Origin of the sequence: Desulfosporosinus sp. HMP52 (genome assembly GCF_000765145.1) — a bacterium.
In the GTDB taxonomy this organism is placed as follows: domain Bacteria; phylum Bacillota; class Desulfitobacteriia; order Desulfitobacteriales; family Desulfitobacteriaceae; genus Desulfosporosinus.
In genome coordinates this window covers 139,379-160,142 of the sequence record NZ_JMGA01000050.1, presented here as the reverse complement: position 1 = coordinate 160,142, position 20,764 = coordinate 139,379, and the positions used below count along the sequence as shown (strand labels likewise).

Annotated in this window: 16 protein-coding genes and 1 pseudogene; 14 read left to right on the top strand and 3 right to left on the bottom strand. The window is 41.6% G+C overall.

All coding sequences use genetic code 11. The features are described 5' to 3' along the window. Window positions 1-12 precede the first annotated feature (12 nt). A pseudogene (locus DP73_RS24005) lies at window positions 13-224 on the top strand (MarR family transcriptional regulator); the annotation flags it as partial. Window positions 225-388: 164 nt separating this feature from the next. Here DP73_RS24005 and DP73_RS17600 read toward each other — a convergent pair. Both DP73_RS17600 and DP73_RS17595 read right to left on the bottom strand, forming a co-directional pair. Further along, window positions 389-1,108, bottom strand: a complete 720-nt coding sequence (locus DP73_RS17600) for a DUF169 domain-containing protein (protein WP_034601259.1) — start codon at window positions 1,106-1,108, stop codon at window positions 389-391. Window positions 1,109-1,315: 207 nt separating this feature from the next. Then, on the bottom strand, window positions 1,316-1,741 hold the full coding sequence (locus tag DP73_RS17595) for a MarR family transcriptional regulator (RefSeq protein ID WP_034601258.1): 426 nt from the start codon (window positions 1,739-1,741) through the stop codon (window positions 1,316-1,318). A 331-nt stretch (window positions 1,742-2,072) separates the two neighbouring features. Between DP73_RS17595 and DP73_RS17590 the strand changes: the two genes are divergently transcribed. The 12 genes from DP73_RS17590 (at window position 2,073) to DP73_RS17540 (ending at window position 15,898) form a co-directional block, all read left to right on the top strand. Further along, window positions 2,073-3,725 (top strand): FAD-dependent oxidoreductase, encoded by a 1,653-nt coding sequence (locus tag DP73_RS17590; protein ID WP_034601256.1) that lies wholly within the window; start codon window positions 2,073-2,075, stop codon window positions 3,723-3,725. A 293-nt stretch (window positions 3,726-4,018) separates the two neighbouring features. Beyond that, window positions 4,019-4,270 carry a hypothetical protein gene (locus DP73_RS17585; RefSeq protein ID WP_034601255.1) on the top strand — a complete coding sequence of 84 codons (252 nt, stop codon included), beginning with the start codon at window positions 4,019-4,021 and terminating at the stop codon, window positions 4,268-4,270. Window positions 4,271-4,421: 151 nt separating this feature from the next. Continuing rightward, window positions 4,422-5,375, top strand: coding sequence for a LysR family transcriptional regulator (locus DP73_RS17580; protein WP_034601253.1), 954 nt, complete (start codon window positions 4,422-4,424; stop codon window positions 5,373-5,375). Beyond that, on the top strand, window positions 5,356-6,273 hold the full coding sequence (locus DP73_RS17575) for a LysR family transcriptional regulator (protein ID WP_034601252.1): 918 nt from the start codon (window positions 5,356-5,358) through the stop codon (window positions 6,271-6,273). Before DP73_RS17580 ends, DP73_RS17575 begins: the two co-directional genes overlap by 20 nt. Before the next feature lie 355 nt (window positions 6,274-6,628). After that, entirely contained in the window at window positions 6,629-8,137 is a 1,509-nt protein-coding gene (locus DP73_RS17570) for an SLC13 family permease (RefSeq protein WP_128751431.1), read from the top strand. Window positions 8,138-8,245: 108 nt separating this feature from the next. Beyond that, window positions 8,246-9,508: an MFS transporter gene (locus DP73_RS17565; protein WP_052090800.1), complete on the top strand. Its 1,263-nt coding sequence runs from the start codon at window positions 8,246-8,248 to the stop codon at window positions 9,506-9,508. A 294-nt stretch (window positions 9,509-9,802) separates the two neighbouring features. Continuing rightward, complete coding sequence (locus DP73_RS17560) at window positions 9,803-11,689, top strand: aryl-sulfate sulfotransferase (protein ID WP_034601251.1); 1,887 nt, start codon at window positions 9,803-9,805, stop codon at window positions 11,687-11,689. Window positions 11,690-11,896: 207 nt separating this feature from the next. Next, entirely contained in the window at window positions 11,897-12,220 is a 324-nt protein-coding gene (locus tag DP73_RS17555; protein ID WP_034601250.1) for a thioredoxin family protein, read from the top strand. Window positions 12,221-12,282: 62 nt separating this feature from the next. Then, complete coding sequence (locus DP73_RS17550) at window positions 12,283-13,488, top strand: FAD-dependent oxidoreductase (RefSeq protein WP_034601248.1); 1,206 nt, start codon at window positions 12,283-12,285, stop codon at window positions 13,486-13,488. A 224-nt stretch (window positions 13,489-13,712) separates the two neighbouring features. After that, the gene (locus tag DP73_RS17545) at window positions 13,713-14,636 is read left to right on the top strand and encodes a DMT family transporter (protein ID WP_034601247.1); all 924 of its coding nucleotides are present in this window, start codon (window positions 13,713-13,715) and stop codon (window positions 14,634-14,636) included. Between the two features lie 39 nt (window positions 14,637-14,675). Further along, window positions 14,676-14,807, top strand: coding sequence for a hypothetical protein (locus tag DP73_RS23145; protein WP_348982455.1), 132 nt, complete (start codon window positions 14,676-14,678; stop codon window positions 14,805-14,807). Between the two features lie 239 nt (window positions 14,808-15,046). Continuing rightward, window positions 15,047-15,898: an AraC family transcriptional regulator gene (locus tag DP73_RS17540; protein WP_034601284.1), complete on the top strand. Its 852-nt coding sequence runs from the start codon at window positions 15,047-15,049 to the stop codon at window positions 15,896-15,898. A 173-nt stretch (window positions 15,899-16,071) separates the two neighbouring features. On the opposite strand, the gene DP73_RS17535 is transcribed toward DP73_RS17540, so the two are convergent. Next, a complete protein-coding gene (locus tag DP73_RS17535) occupies window positions 16,072-17,319 on the bottom strand; it encodes a hypothetical protein (RefSeq protein WP_034601245.1) in 1,248 nt (415 codons plus the stop codon). Window positions 17,320-18,071: 752 nt separating this feature from the next. Between DP73_RS17535 and DP73_RS17525 the strand changes: the two genes are divergently transcribed. Next, window positions 18,072-20,522 carry a DsrE/DsrF/DrsH-like family protein gene (locus DP73_RS17525; RefSeq protein ID WP_034601241.1) on the top strand — a complete coding sequence of 817 codons (2,451 nt, stop codon included), beginning with the start codon at window positions 18,072-18,074 and terminating at the stop codon, window positions 20,520-20,522. Window positions 20,523-20,764: the final 242 nt, after the last annotated feature.

Sequence of the window (20,764 nt, the reverse complement as noted above, 5' to 3'; positions counted from 1 at the left end):
GACATCCATTCATTGAAAGGGAAAATGATACAGTCTGATTTATCCTACCTGCTGGACATGAGACCGCAATCCTTAGGAGAACTTCTTTCTAAGCTGGAGAGAAAAGCGGGTATATTACTCGCGAACAATCGGAAACCGACCGCCGGGTTATGAATATTAAGCTTACAAAAGAGGGAATTGAGGCAACTGAATCAACGGAGCAAGAATTTAGCTTTGATAAGGTGATTCACGGTTAAGTGAATCACCTTAGGCTTTAGCATATGATATCAGTTTGATCTTGGATTGCCCGGAACAATTTATTGGATGTATATATCCTTTTCAACTAAATACATCCAGTGAGGAAACGAGTCCTGCATAAAGAAGAATAACCTACCCCGCCAAGGAAAGCCTACTCAATCCGAGCTGCAATTGGCATCCAGGTTTCTTTGGTTAGAAAGCTCTCATCCACTTGCGCTTCTAACTCTAAAAACCGTTTATAGGGGATACTGAATGAAAGGATGTCTTTGTCGATAAATTTACGTGCTGAGGGATCAGTTAACCCTACTATGCACTTGGAATTATCATTCTCTACTTGCTCTAGAGCATAGAGTACGGACTGATGACAGCCGGCACCAAAATCAATTTTGACATTGTCTTGAGTCGATTTATCATAATTAGCGAACTGTACCAGTGCAGATATTTGGTCTGCATTCACTAGGAAGATAACGATTTCCGGTGTTTCGCCCTCAGCCAACTCTAGTAAAGGTTTAAAGACAATATAAGTTTTGGGGGTAACTTCCGGTAATCCGGTAGCAAATTTTGCTGCAAGCTCAGGGCTTTTCTTATAGAATTCTCCTTCTCTATTACCGACACCGCCGGTGGACAAAAAATGTTCAATAAAGCCTAATTGAAAGCGGTTAAAACCAAGGCCCACTTTGCCCCCTACACAGGTGGTTGATTTCTCGTCAAAAACAGCGACACGGCCTTTGGCAGCAGCACTTAACATAGAAATCACGCAGCCCCATTTTCCTTCCTTAAACTGTAAGGCCCCTTCGGGTTTGAGATCTGTACGGAATACTGCAACGGGTTGGGTTTTAAGTTTTATGGAATCGGCAATCTTGCTTTTCATACTTACACCTCTTATTCTTCTTTTCCCTTATTAATCTGTAATAACAGGGCGGAATTTATTGAGTATTAAACTAACAATAACGGTGGTGAATGAGTGTAATTTATAAGCAGTTTGTCATATGAATTGCCTCCTTTTATCATCGTTCCAATCTAGTCTGATCTACTTCAGTACTATAGTTGTCAGAACAACTATAAAGATAAAATAAAACTAGCTGATATTATCGTAGATTTGATTTAACAGTTTGATCATTTCTGCGACTTTTTGTTGTTCGATTCCTTTTGTAGCTTCCTCTAATAATTCAACAGCCTTAGGAACTAATTCATCTTTTAATGCCCAACCACTATCAGTTAGAAAAATTTGATAAGATCTTCTATCTATTGGATGAGGCTTACGGACAATTAATTCTTTGGCCTGTAATTTTTCAAGAATGCGATTAGTATTTGGTTTATCTTTAAAGATCATATCAGCCAACTCTTTAGGGGTAAGACCTTCTTGTGTCCATAAACAGTTAAGTACAGACCATTGTTCTGGTGTTACATTATATTCATTGAATCGTTGAAATAACTTATTTTTAAGCTTTGTATTTGTCTTACTTAGGATAAATCCCAATGAATCCTCTAATTTAAACTCCATTAATTATCACCTCAGTTGTCTTAACAACTATATTATAAATGCGTTGTATTATTCAGTCAATATCGAGATATAATCCAACTTTTGAGTTATAATATGTCAGAAAGAAGATTCATTGATTTGCTGCGCAATTAAGCAATACTTATCCAATCAAGAACCGAAGTGGTTGCTTGAGGTTTATGGAACTAAGATAGATGAATCATATCATAGTCTCCTAAAGGAGTAATTAACTTATAAAAGAGAAGATAACATGATTGTGAATGCCAATTAATCATGTTATTATTTTCATAAACTAGGTTATACTGAGATAATCTATGCTAAAGGAGATGTTGTAATGAGTAAAAAGGTACTCATTGTTGGCGGAGTTGCAGGGGGAGCCAGTGCTGCAGCACGCTTGCGCCGGTTGGATGAAGAGGCGGAAATCATTATCTTTGAGCGGGGAGAACATATATCATATGCTAACTGCGGCTTACCCTATTATGTCAGTGGAGTTATTAATGAGCGGGAAGCTCTCTTAGTTTCAAAGCCGGAAGCTATGAGAAACCGCTTTCGTATTGATGTAAGAATCTTTAGTGAGGTTACCCGTATATTTCCTGAGGAGAAGGCTATTGAAGTCCAAGAACAGAATGGCAAGGTCTATCGAGAATCTTATGATCAATTGATCCTTTCTCCCGGGGCAGCTCCGCTGCGTCCGCCGATTCCCGGGATCAATGACATCGAGGCTCTTGTTGTACGTAATGTTACAGATATTGATCAGATTAAACGATTCATCGATGAGCAGAATCCTAAAACGGCAGCAGTCGTAGGCGGGGGCTTTATTGGTTTGGAAATGGCTGAAAATCTTCATGCCAGAGGAGTAGAGACAACGATTATAGAAATGAGCGATCAGGTCATGGCTCCGCTGGATTTTGAAATGGCTGCAATTCTCCATGAGCACATTTTTAATAAAGGAATCAATCTCATTTTGGAAGATGGGGTGAAATCCTTTGCTAAAAAGGATAATGGGACTGTTATTACACTCCAAAGCGGTGGGGAAGTACAAGCTGATTTGACAATCATGGCTATTGGGGTAAAACCGGAAATTAAATTAGCGAAGGAAGCCGGGCTAACTATCGGAGAGTTAGGCGGCATTAAAGTTAATGAACGACTCCAGACCTCAGACCCTAATATTTACGCCGTTGGGGATGTCATTGAAGTAAAACACTTAGTCACAGGACAAGCTGCTCTCTTACCCCTTGCCGGTCCTGCCAATAAACAAGGCCGCATTGTTGCCGACATTATCGCAGGACGGGATAGCCGGTATAAGGGTACCCAAGGGACTGCCATCGCCAAGGTCTTTGATTTAGTGGCAGCGTCGACTGGGGCAAATGAAAAAATGCTTAAGAAATTAGGAATTCCTCATGAGGTGTTGTTTACGCACTCCAATTCTCACGCCGGGTATTATCCCGGAGCAACAAGATTATCCATGAAACTTGTCTTTGATAAAAACAATGGCCGAGTCCTGGGTGCCCAAGCTGTGGGAGCTCAGGGTGTCGATAAACGGATCGATGATATCGCCGGGGTAATCCGTAACCAAGGGACTATCTATGATTTGCAGGACCTGGAACTGGCCTACGCCCCGCCTTTTTCATCGGCTAAAGATCCTGTGAACATGGCCGGTTATGTGGCTGAAAACATCATTAATGGTGATGTTAAAATGATTCATTGGCAGGAACTTAGTAAACTTAATGCAAAAGATATATGTATTATTGATGTACGGGACGAAGAAGAACGTAAAGCTAAATTTATCCGCGGTTCACTGCATATACCTGTCAATGACCTGCGCAGCAAATTATCGGAACTTCCTAAAGATAAGGAAATCGTAGTTTACTGCGAGATAGGGCTCAGAGGCTACGTTGCTTATCGAATCTTGACTCAGCACGGATTTACTCAAGTTAGGAATTTGTGCGGAGGTTGGGTTACGTATTATCCGGCTGTGTTTGGATAAGTTCCACTGAATTACGAGAAAGAATCCTGCCCCGTTGACGTATAGAGGGTATTTGAGACAACCTGTTGTTACTGTGAATTAATGCAAATATAACCTGGCAATCATGATCGTGCCGGGTTTATTTGCGTTAACCTATTAGGCGCGGATGTAAATAACACTATGGGAAGCAAATCTGACAAATAGAAATAACTAATACAACTTATACTAAGTTCCAATTTCACTTCTGGCATCCTTGGTATTATGATAGAGACACTAAGACATCGGCGAAGATAAGGGATGCAGGAGGAGTTAGTATGTACGAGTATTCAAAAGAGGAGATCCAACGTATCAAGGATTCTATCAGAGTTACAACGAATGACGCTGGACAGATTTCCGTAGATTATCAACCGGCAGCGATCAAGGAGGATCATTCATCAATGAGTGCTATTTTGGATTGCGCCTATCAACAGATGTATTCCTTTTCGCTGATCAAAACAATCTATAATGCCCTGTTTAAGAAAACGAAGATTGCTTACTCAACTCCTTGTACAGCTTTCGCTGATTAGATGAGTGAAATTGATCATGCTGTTAGGGTAAAAATAATATGACTCCGCCTTTCTTAATTGAGGGGTGGAGTCTTTCAACTTTCAATCAGCTGTTTAAAATGCTATTATGATTACAGAAAATGGCGTTTTAGAACAATGATTGAGGTGGGCAATGCGCATAGAACAGCTCCAGCATATTATTGAAATTGACGATAAAAAATCCATATCCGAAGCAGCCAAAACTTTTTTTATGAGTCAGCCCCAGCTTAGTCACTCTGTTAAGAATCTGGAAGCTCAATTAGGCTATAAGATTTTTCGGCGTAATAAAGCGGGTCTGATTCCGACCGCTCAGGGTAAAGAAGTTTTGGGACTGGCTCGTGAAATCATCAATAATGTCGAAGAAATGAAAACGATTGGAAGCAGAGAAGCAGAACTCACGGGAAATTTGAGTTTGTCCCTTGGACCAGCTGTTTTTAATGCTTTTGGTTCCCAAATCATTGAAAGCTTTTATCAGATGTATCCGAATGTTAACCTAATGATTACAGAAGATGTAGCTCTAGAAGTCATTGAGAAAGTGGCAAACAGGACTTGTTTATTGGGTGTTACGGGCTGGCCTGATGAACAGGATGATACTAGAAAGATGCTCCTTGATGCTAGCAATATTGCCTATCAAGAAGTGATTAAGGACTATTTTGGCTTGATTGTTGGAAATCAGCATCCTTTAGCTAAAAAGGAAGTCGTCACATTGGCGGATCTTGAAGAAATGACCTTTGTTGATTATTACGGCTTCACGGAAGGCTTTTTAAGAATGTTTGGGATTAAACCAAAGAATCAATCCATTTTTGTTTATAACCGTGAGGTTTTAAAATCGGTTATCGCTGCGAATGAAGGAATTGCAATTTTCCCACGGTTTTTCTTGTTAAATGATATTTATTTTGATCAAGGGCTGCTTAACATACAAGGGATAGAAAATGTTATGGATCGAATGAAAGTGACGATGTATCTTATATATTCTAGGGTTGAACCCTTATCGCCCTTAGCAAAACAATTGATCAAAATGATTATCGAGACCATTCGGGAAACTATGCATAGGAGTCTAACTTACAATGCGCATCGAACAGTTTAAACAAATTGTCAAGATTCAAGAGCAACAGTCCATATCCAAAGCGTCCAGTGACTTGTTTATCAGCCAACCATCGTTAAGTATATCCGTCAATAATCTTGAAGAGGAACTTGGCCTTAAAATATTCGATCGAAGCAATGCAGGAGTTATTGCCACGGAGCAAGGGAAAGAAATATTAAGGCTAGCTGAAAATATACTGAACTTGAGTGATAAGATGGCTGGAATTATGGAGGGATCTAAGGTCTCGATTCGAAATCTCCAGATGGCACTTCCGGCTTCCTTTGCCAAGGCCATTGTTCCAGGGCTTCTTAGACAATTCCGAGAACTTTATCCTAATGTTAATCTTCATATACATGAGGCGTCTTATTATGAAATTGTAGATCTAATGGACAAAGGGATATATTCCATTGGGATTATAAGCTGTAGAGTGGATCTTGAATACAATTTTACCCAACAGCTTAAAGAAAGAGATATCGCCTGGGAGGTTATACCAGGTGGGGAGAGTTTAAGATTGTCCCTTTTTATAAGCAGTAAGAATCCTTTGGCTGCTAAGGAATGGGTCAGTAAGACCGAACTAAAGAATATGAGGATGATTTCGTATAAGGAAAATTATTCCAAGATCTCTAAAGACTTAGAACGCTCCTCGCATAAACCTGTCATTGTTGAAGATGTTGAACTTTTGAAAAAACTGATCAGTAATGACTTTGGTTTTTCAGTCTTTCCCGAAATCTTAGCCTATGATGATTTGTATGTAAAAAGTGGTATGATCAAGGTTATTCCTATTAAAGAGTTAAGTGAGCCCTCGAATCTTTATATACTTTACTCTAACAAGGAGTCCTTGTCGTTTATTGAAAGGGAGTTGCTGACGATCGTCAAAGAGTTGATTACGGATACACTATGATGTTCCGGAAGGGCTTGCGAAACAAGTGATTCTTTGCCCTTCTCCCACTTATAGAAGATGGGGGTCTTACCCATCGGATAAAAGGTTTTTCCATATACTCACGAGGGTGAAAACCCGTGAGTATATTTTTTTTGACATAATACCTATAAGAAAACCTATATTATGCAGATCAATCATTCTAATCTACAATAGAAAAAGATAATCGTTTTATACAGATTGGATTATACCAAATCATGCGAAATTGTGCACAATCACTGATTAGGGAGAGCTAATCCGTAAGCCCATCATTAAACGAAGGGTTGGTGAAGGGGACTTAGATCCTTTGCAGAAAAATGATAGGAGGAGAGGTTTGACAATGGCAGTTAAATTAAAAGAGCAACCAAGCAACGCGCAACCGACAAATAATCAACTGAAAAGTATCGATGCGAAATCAGGCATGAATAAAGAATTATTGAAAGTCTTTGGATTTTTTGTGATTGCAGGTTTAGGCTGGATTTTACCGGCTCCGGCACCTATTACACCCATCGGAATGAAAGTGTTTTTAGTCTTTCTGGCAACGATTTATGGCTGGACGGTAACCAAGCATGTTTGGCCTAGTTTATTAGCTTGTTTAATGTTCCCGCTATCGGGTGTTGTCAATATGAAGCAATTCATCGCCATGGGCTGGGGCAGCGATTCCTTTTATTTTATGATACTCACTTTTGCTCTAATAAAATTCTTAGAGGAAGCAGGAGTCAGCCAATTCTTAGCTTCTTGGCTTATGAGCCGTAAGTTTATCCAGGGGCACCCTTGGCGTTTGATTTTCATGATCTTAGTGACCGCTTATGTCGTTTGCAGCTTAGTCAACACCTTTATCGGTATTTTCTTAGTCTGGGAAATCGTTTACACCATTACTAAAACCATCAAGCAAAAACCTTTTGACAAATTCCCAACCCTAATGATCTTCGGGGTTGCCATGATGGGGGCTTTGAGCCTTTCGGCAATGCCTTGGGGTAATAATGCTATTGTAAACTTAGGGGTTTATGCTAACTTGATGGGTGAACCAGGTAACATGATTCGATATATTATCTACACCGTCCCGGTAGGGATCCTTTCCATAATTGCTTATCTTCTACTTTGTAAGTATGTCTTTAAATTAGATATCACACCCCTCAAAGAACTAACGGGTGACATGATTGACCCAGAGGGTCTCCAATTAACTAAAGTGAAAAAAATTGCTTTAGTTGCTTTGGGAAGTTTTATTGTCCTCTTGCTTTTGCCTAGCCTGTTGCCAACAGGCACGCCGCTCTGGTATCTGCTCAATAACATGGGTATTGTTGGGGTTATGGTATTCCTCTTTGCCGTTCTTTCGTTAATCAAAGTCGATGGAAAGAACATCTTCGACTTTGTCGCCCTCGCTCGTAATGGGGTACCTTGGAATATGATGGTTATGGTTTTGGTAATCTTAGCCATCGGTGGCTGCTTAATGAGCCCTTCCACTGGGATTAATGACTTCCTTCTACAAAACATGGCCCCCCTCCTCACTAGCTTGTCTCCGGTCATGTTTGTGATTGCCATCACGACAATCACACTTGTGCTGACCAACTTCATGATTAATATGGTGATTGTGGCTATCTTCTTACCCGTAGCAATCAGTATGTCTGCAACTATTGGCATCCATCCGGAACAAATTTCCTATTTAATTATGGTGGTTAGTACCATTGCGATTTTGACCCCCGCCGCCTCTGCAGCATCGGTTCTCTTGTTCCCAAATACTCAATGGATTCGTGCGAAGGATATTTATCAGTATGGTGGAATTACAGTGCTTGTGGTCACGGTTATCGCTGTTGCGGTTAATTACCTCTTCATGGGTTTCTTCTATTAAAAGGATCTTTCAGAGCATCCAATATCCACTTACAAGAAGTGGGTAAACGTAGATAAAGTGTTAACGGCTTTTACCCATTACACTTTTCCGAGGAAGTAGGGGGAATTTATGAAATACAAGGCATGGTTGGTGACAATAATTGTATTTCTGGCTGGAGTATTGTTTGCTGCTGGGAATTTTAAAGTTCCTCCGACAATGGTCGCTGTTTTAGGAGAAATGAAGGTAAGTATAATCATGGGGGGCTGGCTAATGTCATCGTCAGCCCTGGCTGGAATCGTACTGGCGTTACCGGCTGGCGGGATTATGTCGAAAATAGGACCGAAAAAGCTAGGGCTTTTTGCTTTGTTCTGTGCCTTGATCGGTAATATTGTCGGGGCGTTAGCCGCAAATTTCATGATGTTGATGGTTGGGCGATTGATCGAGGGAATAGGATTTGGTTTGATCGGTGTCGTCGCCCCAGCCATTATTGCCCTTTGCTTTCCTGCTGAAAAACGTGGGTTACCCATGGCGATCTGGTCAGTCTGGGTAGGTACTGGTATGTTGCTCATCTTTTCTGCGACCAATGTTATTATGCCGCTCTTTAGCTGGCGTGGTGTTTGGTGGTTTGTAGCCATCTTGGCTGCCATAATGCTGGTGCTATTCGCAGGGGGGGTTCAAGTTCCTGTTCAGGTTGCCAAGGCTGAATCTGTAGTTTTAAAGCAGGAAACAGCAGCTTTGAAGCCCGATTTGCCCTATGAAGGCTTCAAATCTCCTGCTTCCTGGCTGCTCAGCCTAATTTTTCTAATGTTTGGTTTTGGGGTTGGGGCCATGTTGACTTTTGCGCCGACGTTCATGGTTGAAGAAGTGGGGATGGATGTGGTAAACGCCAATATGAACACTAGCGTGATGACCTTTGGTATGATTAGTGGCGGCATCCTTATGGGCTTTGTTTTGAACAAGGTGAAAAACCGTTCATTGCTGTTGATTGTCAGTATGGCTTTATCGGCGATCTTCATGGGTCTAACTTTCGAGGTGACCTCTCCGAACTTGATATTACCCTTTATGCTGATAATGGGCTTAACCTACTCCATGGTTCCCGCAGTAATATTTACTATTTCTCCTGAAGCGGCGGTTTCGCCAGCTACGGTGGGGATCACCATGGGTATTATCGTTTTGGGACAAAATTTATCCGGTTTCATCGGGCCTGTTTTTATTGGGGCGATAGTGGAAAGGGGTGGAGGAGCATGGAGTGCGGCAACCCTGCCCTTTGTTGTGGCTGGCATCATTGGAGTGATTGCCTCTGTATTGTATGGTCTGGTGATGAAGCAAAGAGCATCTGACCAGAGCTCGCAGTTAAGCGGTCTCCTCAATAAGAAGACGGGTGCTGCATAAGTTAATAAGATTGTCAGACTCCGGCTTCTTCGAGGGAGTGGGTCCCGTTCTTTTGTAAGGAGATATATTTTTCGCATATCAATAATGACAAAACCTATATTACGCCCTGAGAGTGGTTTTGGGCTACTATTACAATAGCTAATAGAAGCACACAGTTTTTTGAATTTTAATTCTTATGTACCTAGTAATTATTCCATACTTTGTGACTTTCCTAAACCTTGTGTCAACTATAATACTCTGCTCATCAAGCGGAAGTGGAACCGCGAATCACGTAAATTTGAAAGGGGTTAAACAATGACAAATCAAATTAAACATGAACAAATTGCCCATATTATCACGAAGCAAAATAACTTAGAGCAAGCAATGCTAGCAGAATTTGAAGCCGGTAACTATACCATCGATAACCCTCTGGTTAAATTAAACCCTTATGGGGTTTGCCCTTTGACGGCTATGGTTTTATTCGAAACTCCAGTCATGACGGAAGCTGCTATCGTTGTTAAAGGTAAAGAACACCCTGGAGATATCCGCCATACCTTCCCGGCTGGCAAGACGCATATCCTGCCTGTTTACGGCCTTTATGCTGATTATGAAAACACCGTTGAAATTGTGATGGCTAATGGTGAGAAAAACTCGATTCGCATTCAAACAGGTCCTATCCACCCTGATGTACCCTTGGCAACCTCGATTAAGACCACGTCTGAGTATATGGGACATAATATGATGTTTCTGACAGCTGCTATGCGATCTATGCCTGCAGGCTACGACTATGCAGGGGATGTTCGCTGGTATGCCAGCGAGAATTTTGCCTTCGATCTGAAGCGCATGCCGAATGGACATATATTGATTGGAACTGAACGATTGGTTAAAATGCCTTATTTTACAACAGGACTTTACGAAATGGCCTTTAGCGGTAAGATCTTTAAAGAATACCGTACACCCAGTGGTTATCACCACGACCAATTTGTCATGGACGATGGCAATATCCTGGTGCTGTCCTTTGATTTTTATTCAGGTACGGTTGAAGACGTGTGCTTACTCATCGATCCCAACACGGGTGAAGTCCTAAAGTCATGGGATTACAAAAACGTCCTGCCTCAGAATGTCGCAGGTTCGGGGAGTCAAGATGAGCATGACTGGTTTCATAACAATGCCGTTTGGTATGATAAGAAAACCCACAGCCTGACTTTCTCCGGTCGTCATCAGGACGCCGTGATTAACCTTGATTTCGAAACCGGAGAGTTAAACTGGATTCTTGGTGACCCTGAGGGGTGGCCCCAGGAAATGGTTGAGAAATATTTCTTTACACCGGTTGGCGATGGAGAGTTTGACTGGCAATATGAACAGCATGCTTGTGTTATTTTGCCAGACGGGGATGTTATGCTCTTTGACAACGGGCATTTTAGATCAAAGAATAAAGAGAACTACCTGGCCAACAGCAAAAACTTCTCCCGTGGCGTCCGATATCGCATTGATACGGAAAAAATGACCATCCAACAAATTTGGCAATACGGTAAAGAGCGGGGCGCTGAATTTTTCTCTCCTTATATCTGCAATGTAGAGTATTATAATGAAGGCCATTACATGGTTCATTCCGGAGGAATCGGCTACGAGAACGGTGAAACCTGCGAGGGAATGGCTGTTATGAAAGTAATGCAGCCGGAATTTAAGGATAGTATTACCTTCAACTCCATTACCTGTGAACTTAAAGATGATGTCTTAATGTATGAATTACAAGTACCTGCCAATTGCTATCGTGCAGAAAAGCTGCCCCTTTACTATGCTAATGAGACCGCTGAGTTAGGTGCCGGAAAAGTTCTTGGCAGTTTAATCGAGACCCAAACCACGAAAATGAAGATTAAAGCTCAAGAAACCGGTCAATTAGTACCCGATCATTACGAGGCATCCATCATCGAGGAAGAGGACCGCATGACCTTTAATGCCATCTTTGAATCAGGGGAAATGGCTCAATTACTCTTGGTAGACGAGGCCGGCGAGGTAAGACGTTATCCGATTAATACCGTCGCTCAGAACTTCCAGGCTATGTGTGTAGGTACCTTCCAGAAGGCTGATCCCAGGAATGTCGACGTCTTCATCAACAAAACAGGTCTATCCGGGAAATATCAAGTCAAATTGGTTGCCGAAGAAAAAATTTACGAAACCGGCGTGACGATCTCTGCCTAAAATTTGAGGAGTTGAGTGGGGGCTAACCTCCACGCAATGGGAAAGGATTCTGGCCAGTATGATCGTCCTCAGTTAAAAATCGTGGTAAGAGATGAAAACTAGTATAGGTGAGCTGCATGACAACCTAAATTAGCGACTGAGAAGTAACAATCGAGGATATTTACTTCTCAGTTGCTTTCAATGTTTCATATGAAGGAGTTGGAGACTATGTCATTAAAACAATTAAGAACTGCAGGTTTTGAGGAAGTTATCTATGATAATGGTGAACCATGTTTAGTCATATTTTCAAGAAAAGACTGCCATGTCTGTAAAGAAGTTGTACCAGTCTTAGAAGAATTACAACCGAAATACGAAAACAAGTTTGGTTTCTATTATGTTGACGTCGAAGAAGATAAGGCCTTATTCCAACGGTTCTCCTTAAAAGGGGTTCCCCAGCTTCTGTTCTTTAAAGATGGTGAGTACCTTGGTAAACAAGCCGGCAAAGTTGAGGAAGACCAAGTGGAAGAAAGAATCGCCGATATCCTCGAGTAGGAATTGTATGACCTCCACACAATGGGAAAAGATCTGATAATTAAAAAGAGGAAGTGACAGGTATGGCAAATAGCTATGATTTAATTATAATTGGTGGGGGTCCTGGGGGACTCTCTGCTGCGATCTATGGGGGAAGGGCTAAGCTTAAGACCCTGGTCATCAACAAAGGGGCTATTGGGGGCTTAGTTAATACGACTCGGGAAATCGTCAATTATCCGGGATATGGGCAAATCAGCGGACCGGATCTGATGAAGGATTTTAAGAAACATGCAGAGACCTTTGGAGTTGAATTTATAAAAGGCGAGGTTACCCAGACGGATTTTTCGCAAGCGGAAAAGAAGGTTGTGACTAAAAAGGGCCAGGAGTTTTTAGCGAAAGCGGTAATCGTGGCCTGTGGCAGCGAGCCTAGGTTGCTCAATATCCCGGGTGAAAAGCGACTAAGGGGGATGGGTGTAGCCTATTGCGCGACTTGTGATGCCGAGTTCTTCGAAGGGGAAGATGTTGTTGTCGTGGGAAGCGGTGACCAGGCTATTGAAGAAGGCATGTTTATTACCAAGTTTGCCCGTAAGGTCACGGTTGTCGTTTTACATGATGAAGGAATTCTGGATTGCAATAAGGTCAGTGCAGAAAGAGCCTTAAATCATGAGAAAATGGAGTTTATCTGGAACTCGACCATTGAGGAAGTTGTAGGTAAGGAGAATGTCGAAGGGGTAAAAATCAAGAATTTGAAAACTGGTTCGACGTCAGAGCTTAGCTGCCAGGGGGTCTTTTTCTTCGTGGGTATGGTCCCCTCGACGGGCTATCTTAAAGACAGTGGTATAGAAATGGATAAACGAGGGTATATCCCCGTCAACGAGCTGATGGAAACCAACCTTGAAGGGGTCTATGCAGTGGGAGACAACCGAGTAAAATATCTCAGACAGGTTATCTCCGCCGCTGGGGACGGTGCGACTGCCGCCGTTGCAGCAGAGCGCTATATAGAAGAAGTTAATGACTTTAACAGCAATGTTTTGCAAAGCGATAAAAAGGTTCTGTTATTATTCTTTAATGCCCAGGACAATGAAAGCCTTAAGTATCGCACAGCTTTGGAAGAACTGAACGAGAAATTGGGTACGGACTATAAAATCCTCAGCGTCGATATGGCAACGAAAAAAAACCTTGCTGAAAAATATGCCATAAAAACCATCCCCTCAGTCGTTGTGCTTGATAAGGGGACGGAGATCAACCGCCTTGAAGGATTAGAGGAGAGCCTAGAGAGGCTGATCTAATGGACAATGAACTGTGCAGCAAATTATCTTGAGATTAACCTGTTGTTACTGTGAATAACGCAAAAAGACCCCGGCAATCGCGATCATAACGGGGGTTTTTTGCGTTAACAAAACATTCAGTCCTTAGGGGAGGTTCACTTCTTTGGAGAAATCAACTTAGTAAAGCTTTCCAGACTAAGAAGTGCTATTATATTAGTAGTATTTCAGGAATGGAGATAATTACAATGCCAACAGGAAAGAAGCTAATTTATCCGATATTATTGTCTGTTGTCCTATTATGGGGCCTAAATGTTGTAATGATTAAATTTTTAACCCAGCAAATGTCCCCGATCTTGGTAGCTGCAGTACGAATGCCCCTGGCTGGAATTGTATTGCTGTTGTTCGTTTTTAAGAAATATGGGTTGTACAATCCAAGTAAAAAACAATGGGGATTGCTTTTTTGTATAGGACTAATCTCTGTTTGCCTGCATCAATTGCTTTTAGGGTACGGAGTTTCTGTGACATCATCCACCAATGCTTCACTTATCCTGGCCTTAAATCCTCTGACTACCGCGCTTCTGGCGTCCATATTTGTTCAGGAGAAATTTACTAGGAATCTAGGGCTTGGCATACTACTAGGATTTGCGGGGGTTGTGTTGGTTGTGTTTTCAAAATCCCCGGAGGGTAGTATCCAATTTTCCTTAATCGGAGATGTTGCGATGGTATTAGCCATGTTGACCTATGTTATTGGGGGATTGCTTATTAAAAAGCTGTTAGAAAACCCGATTCCAACCTTAGTAGTGACTGCCTATTCTACCTTAATAGGGGGGCTTTTGTTAAATTTGGGGACGCTGGTTTCCTTTGGACCTGCGGTTTATGGACAGATTCACTTATCATCTACAGCAATAATTGTCTTATTAATATCAGCCTGGGGAGCTACTGCTTTAGGTACCTTAGGATGGAATGACGGTATTAAACAGTTGGGGGCCAACAGAACGGCTATGTTTTTAAATGGTATGCCTTTTGCGAGCATGTTCGGTGGGTTTGTCTTTTTAAACGAGAAGATCGCCGGGATACATATCTTAGCACTTATCCTCACTACGTTAGGGATTGTGATTGGGAGTATTCCAAAAAAGAAGGTTATTCTTTTGGAGTCCTGCAAACAGTAGATAGCAGCTGCTCTTTGTGGCCCCACTGATGGTAAATTCGTGAGCGTATTTACCTTACAGAACAATAAGCGCTATGGACGGCCAGCTGTTTATTCAGATGAAGAAAAAATAACCGTGAGCGCCTTACCGGACTTGATAATTGATCTTAATCCGGTTTTTGCTGCTCTGTAAAAGGGACTTTGATATGCCAGATTTTAATGAAGAAAAAGTTGAAAGTCTGCCATAATCTTATGCTAAAGCCTAAAGTGATTCACGCTTAAGTGGATCACTTTAGGCTCTTCAACTTGCCCCGATGGGGTATAGAGGGTATATTGAGGCTAGACCTGTGGTCCCTCAGTCAATGGGGAGCACGCAAAGACCGGATAAGTAAAGCGAAGTCCTTTATGATTGAATCAGAAGGGAGAGGTACAATGGAATGGCTTAGAGCAATGAATAGGGCAATTGACTATTTAGAAGCAAACATGACCCAAAAGCTGGATATCGAAGAGGTGGCAAAGCTGGCCTTTTCTTCCCAATTTCACTTTCAGCGGATGTATCATATGCTTACGGGTGTAACAGTGGCCGAATATGTGCGTAGACGACGACTAACTTTGGCCGCCCAAGAAATCATGTCTGGAGATAAAGTGATTGATGTTGCCTTAAAGTATGGTTATGAAACCCCCGAAGCCTTTTCTAAAGCATTCCGGAAAATGCATGGTATGAGCCCTTCCGCCGCTCGAGAGCCGGGGACAAATCTTAAAGCATTTCCAAGGCTTTCCTTTCATATTTCAATCAAAGGAGATAAGGATATGGATTACAAATTAATTGAAAAAGGCTCGTTTAGAGTCATCGGTAAGACTAAAAGAATAACAACTCAGGATGGAGAAAATTTAAATCTAGTGCCACTTTTTTGGAACGAATGCCAGGCAGACGGATCCTATGAAAAGATTTGCTCAATGACAGGCGGCATGGGGGTTTTGGGTATCTGTATGGATTTTGAACCCAACTATGAAGCTTTTACGTATATGATTGCTGTTGAGGACAATGGGGAACCTCCGGAAGATTTTTCTTCTGCTGAGATACCTGGTGCCAGGTGGGCCGTTTTTGAGTCAGTTGGTCCTATGCCGGGTGCCATACAGAAGGTATGGGAACGGATTTATTCCGAGTGGATTCCGGCAACGGGTTATCAGCAAGAGGAAGGACCACAACTGGAGGTTTATCCCCTGGGAGATATAGCTGCTCCGGATTATAAGTGTGAGGTTTGGATTCCGATAAAAAAGTAAGGTTTATGACACCTTAACGTGCTCACCGCGATTACGCAGTTTTTTCATTTCCTGTTTATTGGTGCTGTTAAGCGCTAAAGATCTAATTTATGTTATTGTGATAAGGAAAACCACTGAACAGTTTCAGTGGTTTTCGTCTTGCCGGGCGGGCTTGATTATCGGTAACTTTAATCTTACTTGAAATTGAAAATTATCGGAAAGAAAATGGTAACGATCAGAGCCCACAGTGAATAAATCGGCAAATATCGCGTAATGGCAGCTTCAATCATCTCCACATTAACTTTTCCCAGAATAAACCGAAAATAATTAACCGTAATCCTCACTAAGTGAACAAATACAATAAGATTCATACCTAAAACGGCCAAGCGGTTCGGAGTTATGCCATATGAAGTTAATCTGAATAAGATAGCCGATAATGCTACGCAGTCAATTACTATAGCAACTGTTAACAATGCGAAGATTATTCGGTCATTGAAAGTTATTTTGGGGCCGGTTTCTCTTCCTGCGACTGAAAAAATCGTGATCGCTAAGACTAAGATTAGCATTAAGTTAAATATTAATAAGAATTCTCTATCAGTATAAGGATTCTTCTGGGTTACGATCATTGTAGCTAAATAGACACCTAAGGTTATTAAAACTAAAGGACTAAAAACCTTTGCTAAGTAAGGCGCAATATTTTTAGTTATGCCTCTGGCCCTCGCTAAATAAGTGCCAACAAAGGGTGCAGCAGCAACTCCATAAATTGCAATGTTGTTCATATAAAAATCTTCTATTTTAACTTGAATTGCCGCAAATAAACCAATGGTCAAAGCTGTTAAAACGACACCACAAATAAGTAACAGACCGGCACTAATTAAAAGCTCACCGTTGTACTTCAGGTATTCCAATACTTTTCCTGGTTGCAGGCGATAGTCTCCCGTGAAAGATATGGCAACTAACGACCATAAGAAAAAGGGTAAATGCAGATTTGCCAAAATAATACTGTCTGTGAATTTTACAGGTAGAAAGTTTAGGTAAATCAATGCCACCAGGTAGAATAGGCTAATTGACAGAATAAGCTTTTTCGAAGGGCGGTTCTTTAAAAGAAAATAGACTGAAAGCAAAGGAAAAATCGAAAAAACAATGTTTGCCGGATTAATTAATTCTTTTTCAATGGATGGTAACAAAAACCTGGCAATTGTTCCCGCCAGCAACGAAATCACAATTACTAGCAGAAGGTCTTTCCACCTAGTATCAGTTTCCATCTGTTCATCCCTTGGCATATCAAAATTTAGCCTTTCCTGCCAAACTTTCAGGATGGTTAGATTCTGATTTTCTCTAAGTACCTCGGGAAAGGCTTTAATAAATTTCTCGGGCTCCTGCCGATAATACCTTTCCAACTCAGCTGGCTGTTCAAGATTTTCAGAAATGAAGTTTTTCATAATTCCTCCAATAAATTTAATGATTCTTGCTATATTAAACGTTAACGTATTTAAGTGAATTGTAATACATTATTTATTGAATATCAATAAATAAATATTGGTATTTGTTATTTTATCATTGTAATACGATAATTATATATAGACGCAATTGAGGGCGATTTTTGGTTAGACTTACTTGAAAGACGAGAGGCCACTTTGTAAACCAAGAAGCATTTTTTGTAACCGACAACTGAATATTTGTAAACGAAACGCAGTTTTTGTATCCGAAAAGCCAGTTTTGAAAACGAAAAGCAGCTTTTGTAACCCAAATGCAGTTTGATTTATTCGTTTTTCTGGCGTATCATGAAAAAAATGGGCATGCCAAAGGGAGATCGACTCCCTCTCGATTTAATTGTAATCGGAGAATCCACCCCTATTTATGGATGTGCATGGAGGGTTGCCGGCAACCGGCGAACATCCGAGTTTGTGCAAAACCTCTTCTCCATGGTAAAAGCTGAACGTTTCGTAAGGGCTACGATTGTTCAGCTTTTTTCTTTTAAAAGATATAAGATGCCACTATCTCATTTTAATGAGGTAGTTTTTTAGTTAGTAAGTTCTTGTTATTTATTTCCCGTTGACCCCCATAACCCCGGGGGGTATAATATGATTAAAAGCGAGTAAGCTTGCTGTTGATACTCGAAATGGAATCGGAAATAAACTTAGTATTTAAATGTCAGACTATATATTAGCAATCTTTGATGGAGGGATATTCTATGACAAAAAAAGTACTCATAGTCGGGGGTGTAGCTGGGGGAGCTTCCGCTGCTGCACGTCTTAGAAGACTAGATGAACAAGCTCAGATCATCTTGTTTGAAAGAGATGACTATATTTCTTTCGCCAACTGCGGTCTGCCCTATTACATCGGTGAAACGATCAAGGAACGGGAGAAACTTCTCGTCCAAACTCCTGAAGCTATGAAAGCCAGGTTTAACATTGATGTGAGAATTAATAGTGAAGTGGTTGGCATTGACACAGAAAAGAAAATCGTAACAGTCAGAAGTAAGGATCAACGGATCTACGAAGAGTCCTATGATGCTCTTGTATTATCACCGGGGGCCAAAGCTCTTCGGCCCATTATCCCGGGGATAGACAGTTCGAAAATATTTACTTTGAGAAACATTCCGGACACAGATAGAGTCAAGGCCTATGTTGATCAAAAGGGTACCAATAGCGCTATAGTTATTGGCGGAGGTTTTGTGGGTGTTGAAATGGCTGAAAATCTGATCGAAAGAGGTTTGAAAGTTACGTTAGTCGAAGCCGCTCCTCACATTTTAGCTCCTTTTGATTCAGACATGGTGGTTATGGCTGAAAAGGAATTAGCTGAAAATGGCGTGGATCTTATCTTGGGTGACGGAGTTAAAGCCTTTAAAGAGGTTGGCAGTCAAATCGAAGTAACCTTGAGCAGCGAAAAAATAATGACTGCTGATCTGGTGATTCTGGCCATCGGGGTAGCCCCTGACACTGCTTTTTTGAAAGACTCGGGAATAGGGTTAGGCCCGAAAGGGCATATCATCGTTGATGAAAGAATGCAGACCAATGTGAATGATGTTTACGCAGTAGGAGATGCCATAGAGGTTGTCGACTTTATTACCGGGGAAAAGACAGCTGTCCCTTTGGCAGGACCCGCCAATAAGCAGGGACGAATCGCTGCGGATAATATTGCGGGTTTGAATTCCATTTATAAGGGTACTCAAGGAACCTCGATCCTTAAAGTTTTCAGCTTGACGGCTGCCAGCACAGGGGCCAATGAGCGCAGTCTGCAAAAAGCCAATCTGCCTTATCGGGTTGTCCACGTTCACCCTGTGGCTCATGCCTCCTATTACCCGGCAGCTTTACAGCTGACTTTGAAACTGATTTTTAATGATGAAGGCCGAGTGTTGGGAGCACAGGGAATCGGTTACGATGGTGTTGACAAACGAATTGATGTTATTGCTGCTGTCATTCGCTTAAAAGGTACGGTAGACGACTTAGCTGAATTAGAATTGGCCTACGCTCCGCCATTCTCATCGGCCAAAGACCCGGTAAATATGGCTGGGTTTTCAGCTCAAAACGTGCTGTCCGGAAGAACTCGTGTAACAGCCTGGAAGGATGTGGAGTCGTCTGAACTTAAGGATTCAATCCTTCTGGATGTGCGAACGGAAGAGGAATATAACAATGGACACTTGCCCGATTCCATCAACATTCCCTTGGACAGCTTAAGAGACAGGATGGACGAGTTAGACAGGAATAAACAGATAATAGAGTACTGTCAAGTAGGCTTAAGGGGCTATATAGCAGACAGGATCTTAAGTCAAAATGGTTATAACGTCTTAAATATTACCGGCGGGTATAAAACTATTTCCCTGCAAGAATTCCAGCCGCAAAGCCCAGGCACTGAGAGCCCCTATTCAGATCCGGGAATCAATGAAGTTGATAGCCCTCATGGGCATTATGATAAAAGCATTGATGCTTGCGGTCTGTGTTGCCCCGGGCCATTAATGCAGGTTAAGGCTGCTATGGATCCGTTGAAACATGGGCAAATCCTGAAAATTTTGGCCTCTGATCCGGGCTTTTATGAGGATATTAAAGCTTGGAGTAAAAGAACTAATAATCAACTGATAGACGTGGCCAAGGCCGGAGGAGTTATTACGGCCTTCATTAAAAAAGGTGCGCCAAGGGACTCAGTTCAGCAAGAACCGGCAGCAGCAGCTTTAAAGGATAATAAGACAATAGTGGTTTTTAGCGGAGATTTGGATAAAGCTATAGCCTCCTTCATCATTGCCAATGGAGCTGCGTCCATGGGCAAGAAAGTTACGATGTTTTTCACCTTTTGGGGATTAAATGTGTTGCGTAAACATGAAAAGGTCAGCACTCAAAAGGGCTTTATGGATAAGATGTTCAGCATGATGATGCCAAGGGGAAGTAAACGTCTTAAGTTGTCAAACATGAATATGCTGGGCATGGGCGGAAAAATGATCAGAAAAGTTATGAAGGACAAAAATGTTTCTTCCCTGGAAGATCTTATCAGTGCCGCAATGTGCAATGGAGTAGAGGTTGTAGCCTGCCAAATGTCAATGGATGTCATGGGCTTAAAACAAGAGGAATTGCTGGACGGCGTTAAAATTGGCGGGGTAGGTTATTATTTAGGAGAAGCAGAGGATTCGAATGTTAATTTATTTATCTAAACTCGTCAAAGCCTACTAGTCATTATTTGTCAAAAGCTAAGCCTGGAGATTTTTATCTCTGGGCTATGTTAATTCAACTGGCTTATGAGATGACCAAGTATGCTTTGATTGACCCGGATGTGTATGCAAAAAGATTTATTTATTATCAAAGAGGTTGCGGTCGGGTTTTGTGTTTATCTGGGACTATTTTCAATGATCTCGGGAGGAAAACGTTGAAAAATGTGGAAGGTGTAAAGTACCTA

Excerpts from the sequence above, each read along its gene's own strand:
- DP73_RS17570 (WP_128751431.1), top strand. The coding sequence starts at position 6,629 with ATGGCAGTTAAATTAAAAGAGCAACCAAGCAACGCGCAACCGACAAAT.
- DP73_RS17555 (WP_034601250.1), top strand. The coding sequence starts at position 11,897 with ATGTCATTAAAACAATTAAGAACTGCAGGTTTTGAGGAAGTTATCTAT.
- DP73_RS17575 (WP_034601252.1), top strand. The coding sequence starts at position 5,356 with ATGCGCATCGAACAGTTTAAACAAATTGTCAAGATTCAAGAGCAACAG.
- DP73_RS17580 (WP_034601253.1), top strand. The coding sequence starts at position 4,422 with ATGCGCATAGAACAGCTCCAGCATATTATTGAAATTGACGATAAAAAA.
- DP73_RS17590 (WP_034601256.1), top strand. The coding sequence starts at position 2,073 with ATGAGTAAAAAGGTACTCATTGTTGGCGGAGTTGCAGGGGGAGCCAGT.
- DP73_RS17560 (WP_034601251.1), top strand. The coding sequence starts at position 9,803 with ATGACAAATCAAATTAAACATGAACAAATTGCCCATATTATCACGAAG.
- DP73_RS17595 (WP_034601258.1), bottom strand. The coding sequence starts at position 1,741 with ATGGAGTTTAAATTAGAGGATTCATTGGGATTTATCCTAAGTAAGACA.
- DP73_RS17545 (WP_034601247.1), top strand. The coding sequence starts at position 13,713 with ATGCCAACAGGAAAGAAGCTAATTTATCCGATATTATTGTCTGTTGTC.
- DP73_RS17540 (WP_034601284.1), top strand. The coding sequence starts at position 15,047 with ATGGAATGGCTTAGAGCAATGAATAGGGCAATTGACTATTTAGAAGCA.
- DP73_RS17600 (WP_034601259.1), bottom strand. The coding sequence starts at position 1,108 with ATGAAAAGCAAGATTGCCGATTCCATAAAACTTAAAACCCAACCCGTT.
- DP73_RS17535 (WP_034601245.1), bottom strand. The coding sequence starts at position 17,319 with ATGAAAAACTTCATTTCTGAAAATCTTGAACAGCCAGCTGAGTTGGAA.
- DP73_RS17525 (WP_034601241.1), top strand. The coding sequence starts at position 18,072 with ATGACAAAAAAAGTACTCATAGTCGGGGGTGTAGCTGGGGGAGCTTCC.
- DP73_RS17565 (WP_052090800.1), top strand. The coding sequence starts at position 8,246 with ATGAAATACAAGGCATGGTTGGTGACAATAATTGTATTTCTGGCTGGA.
- DP73_RS17550 (WP_034601248.1), top strand. The coding sequence starts at position 12,283 with ATGGCAAATAGCTATGATTTAATTATAATTGGTGGGGGTCCTGGGGGA.
- DP73_RS17585 (WP_034601255.1), top strand. The coding sequence starts at position 4,019 with ATGTACGAGTATTCAAAAGAGGAGATCCAACGTATCAAGGATTCTATC.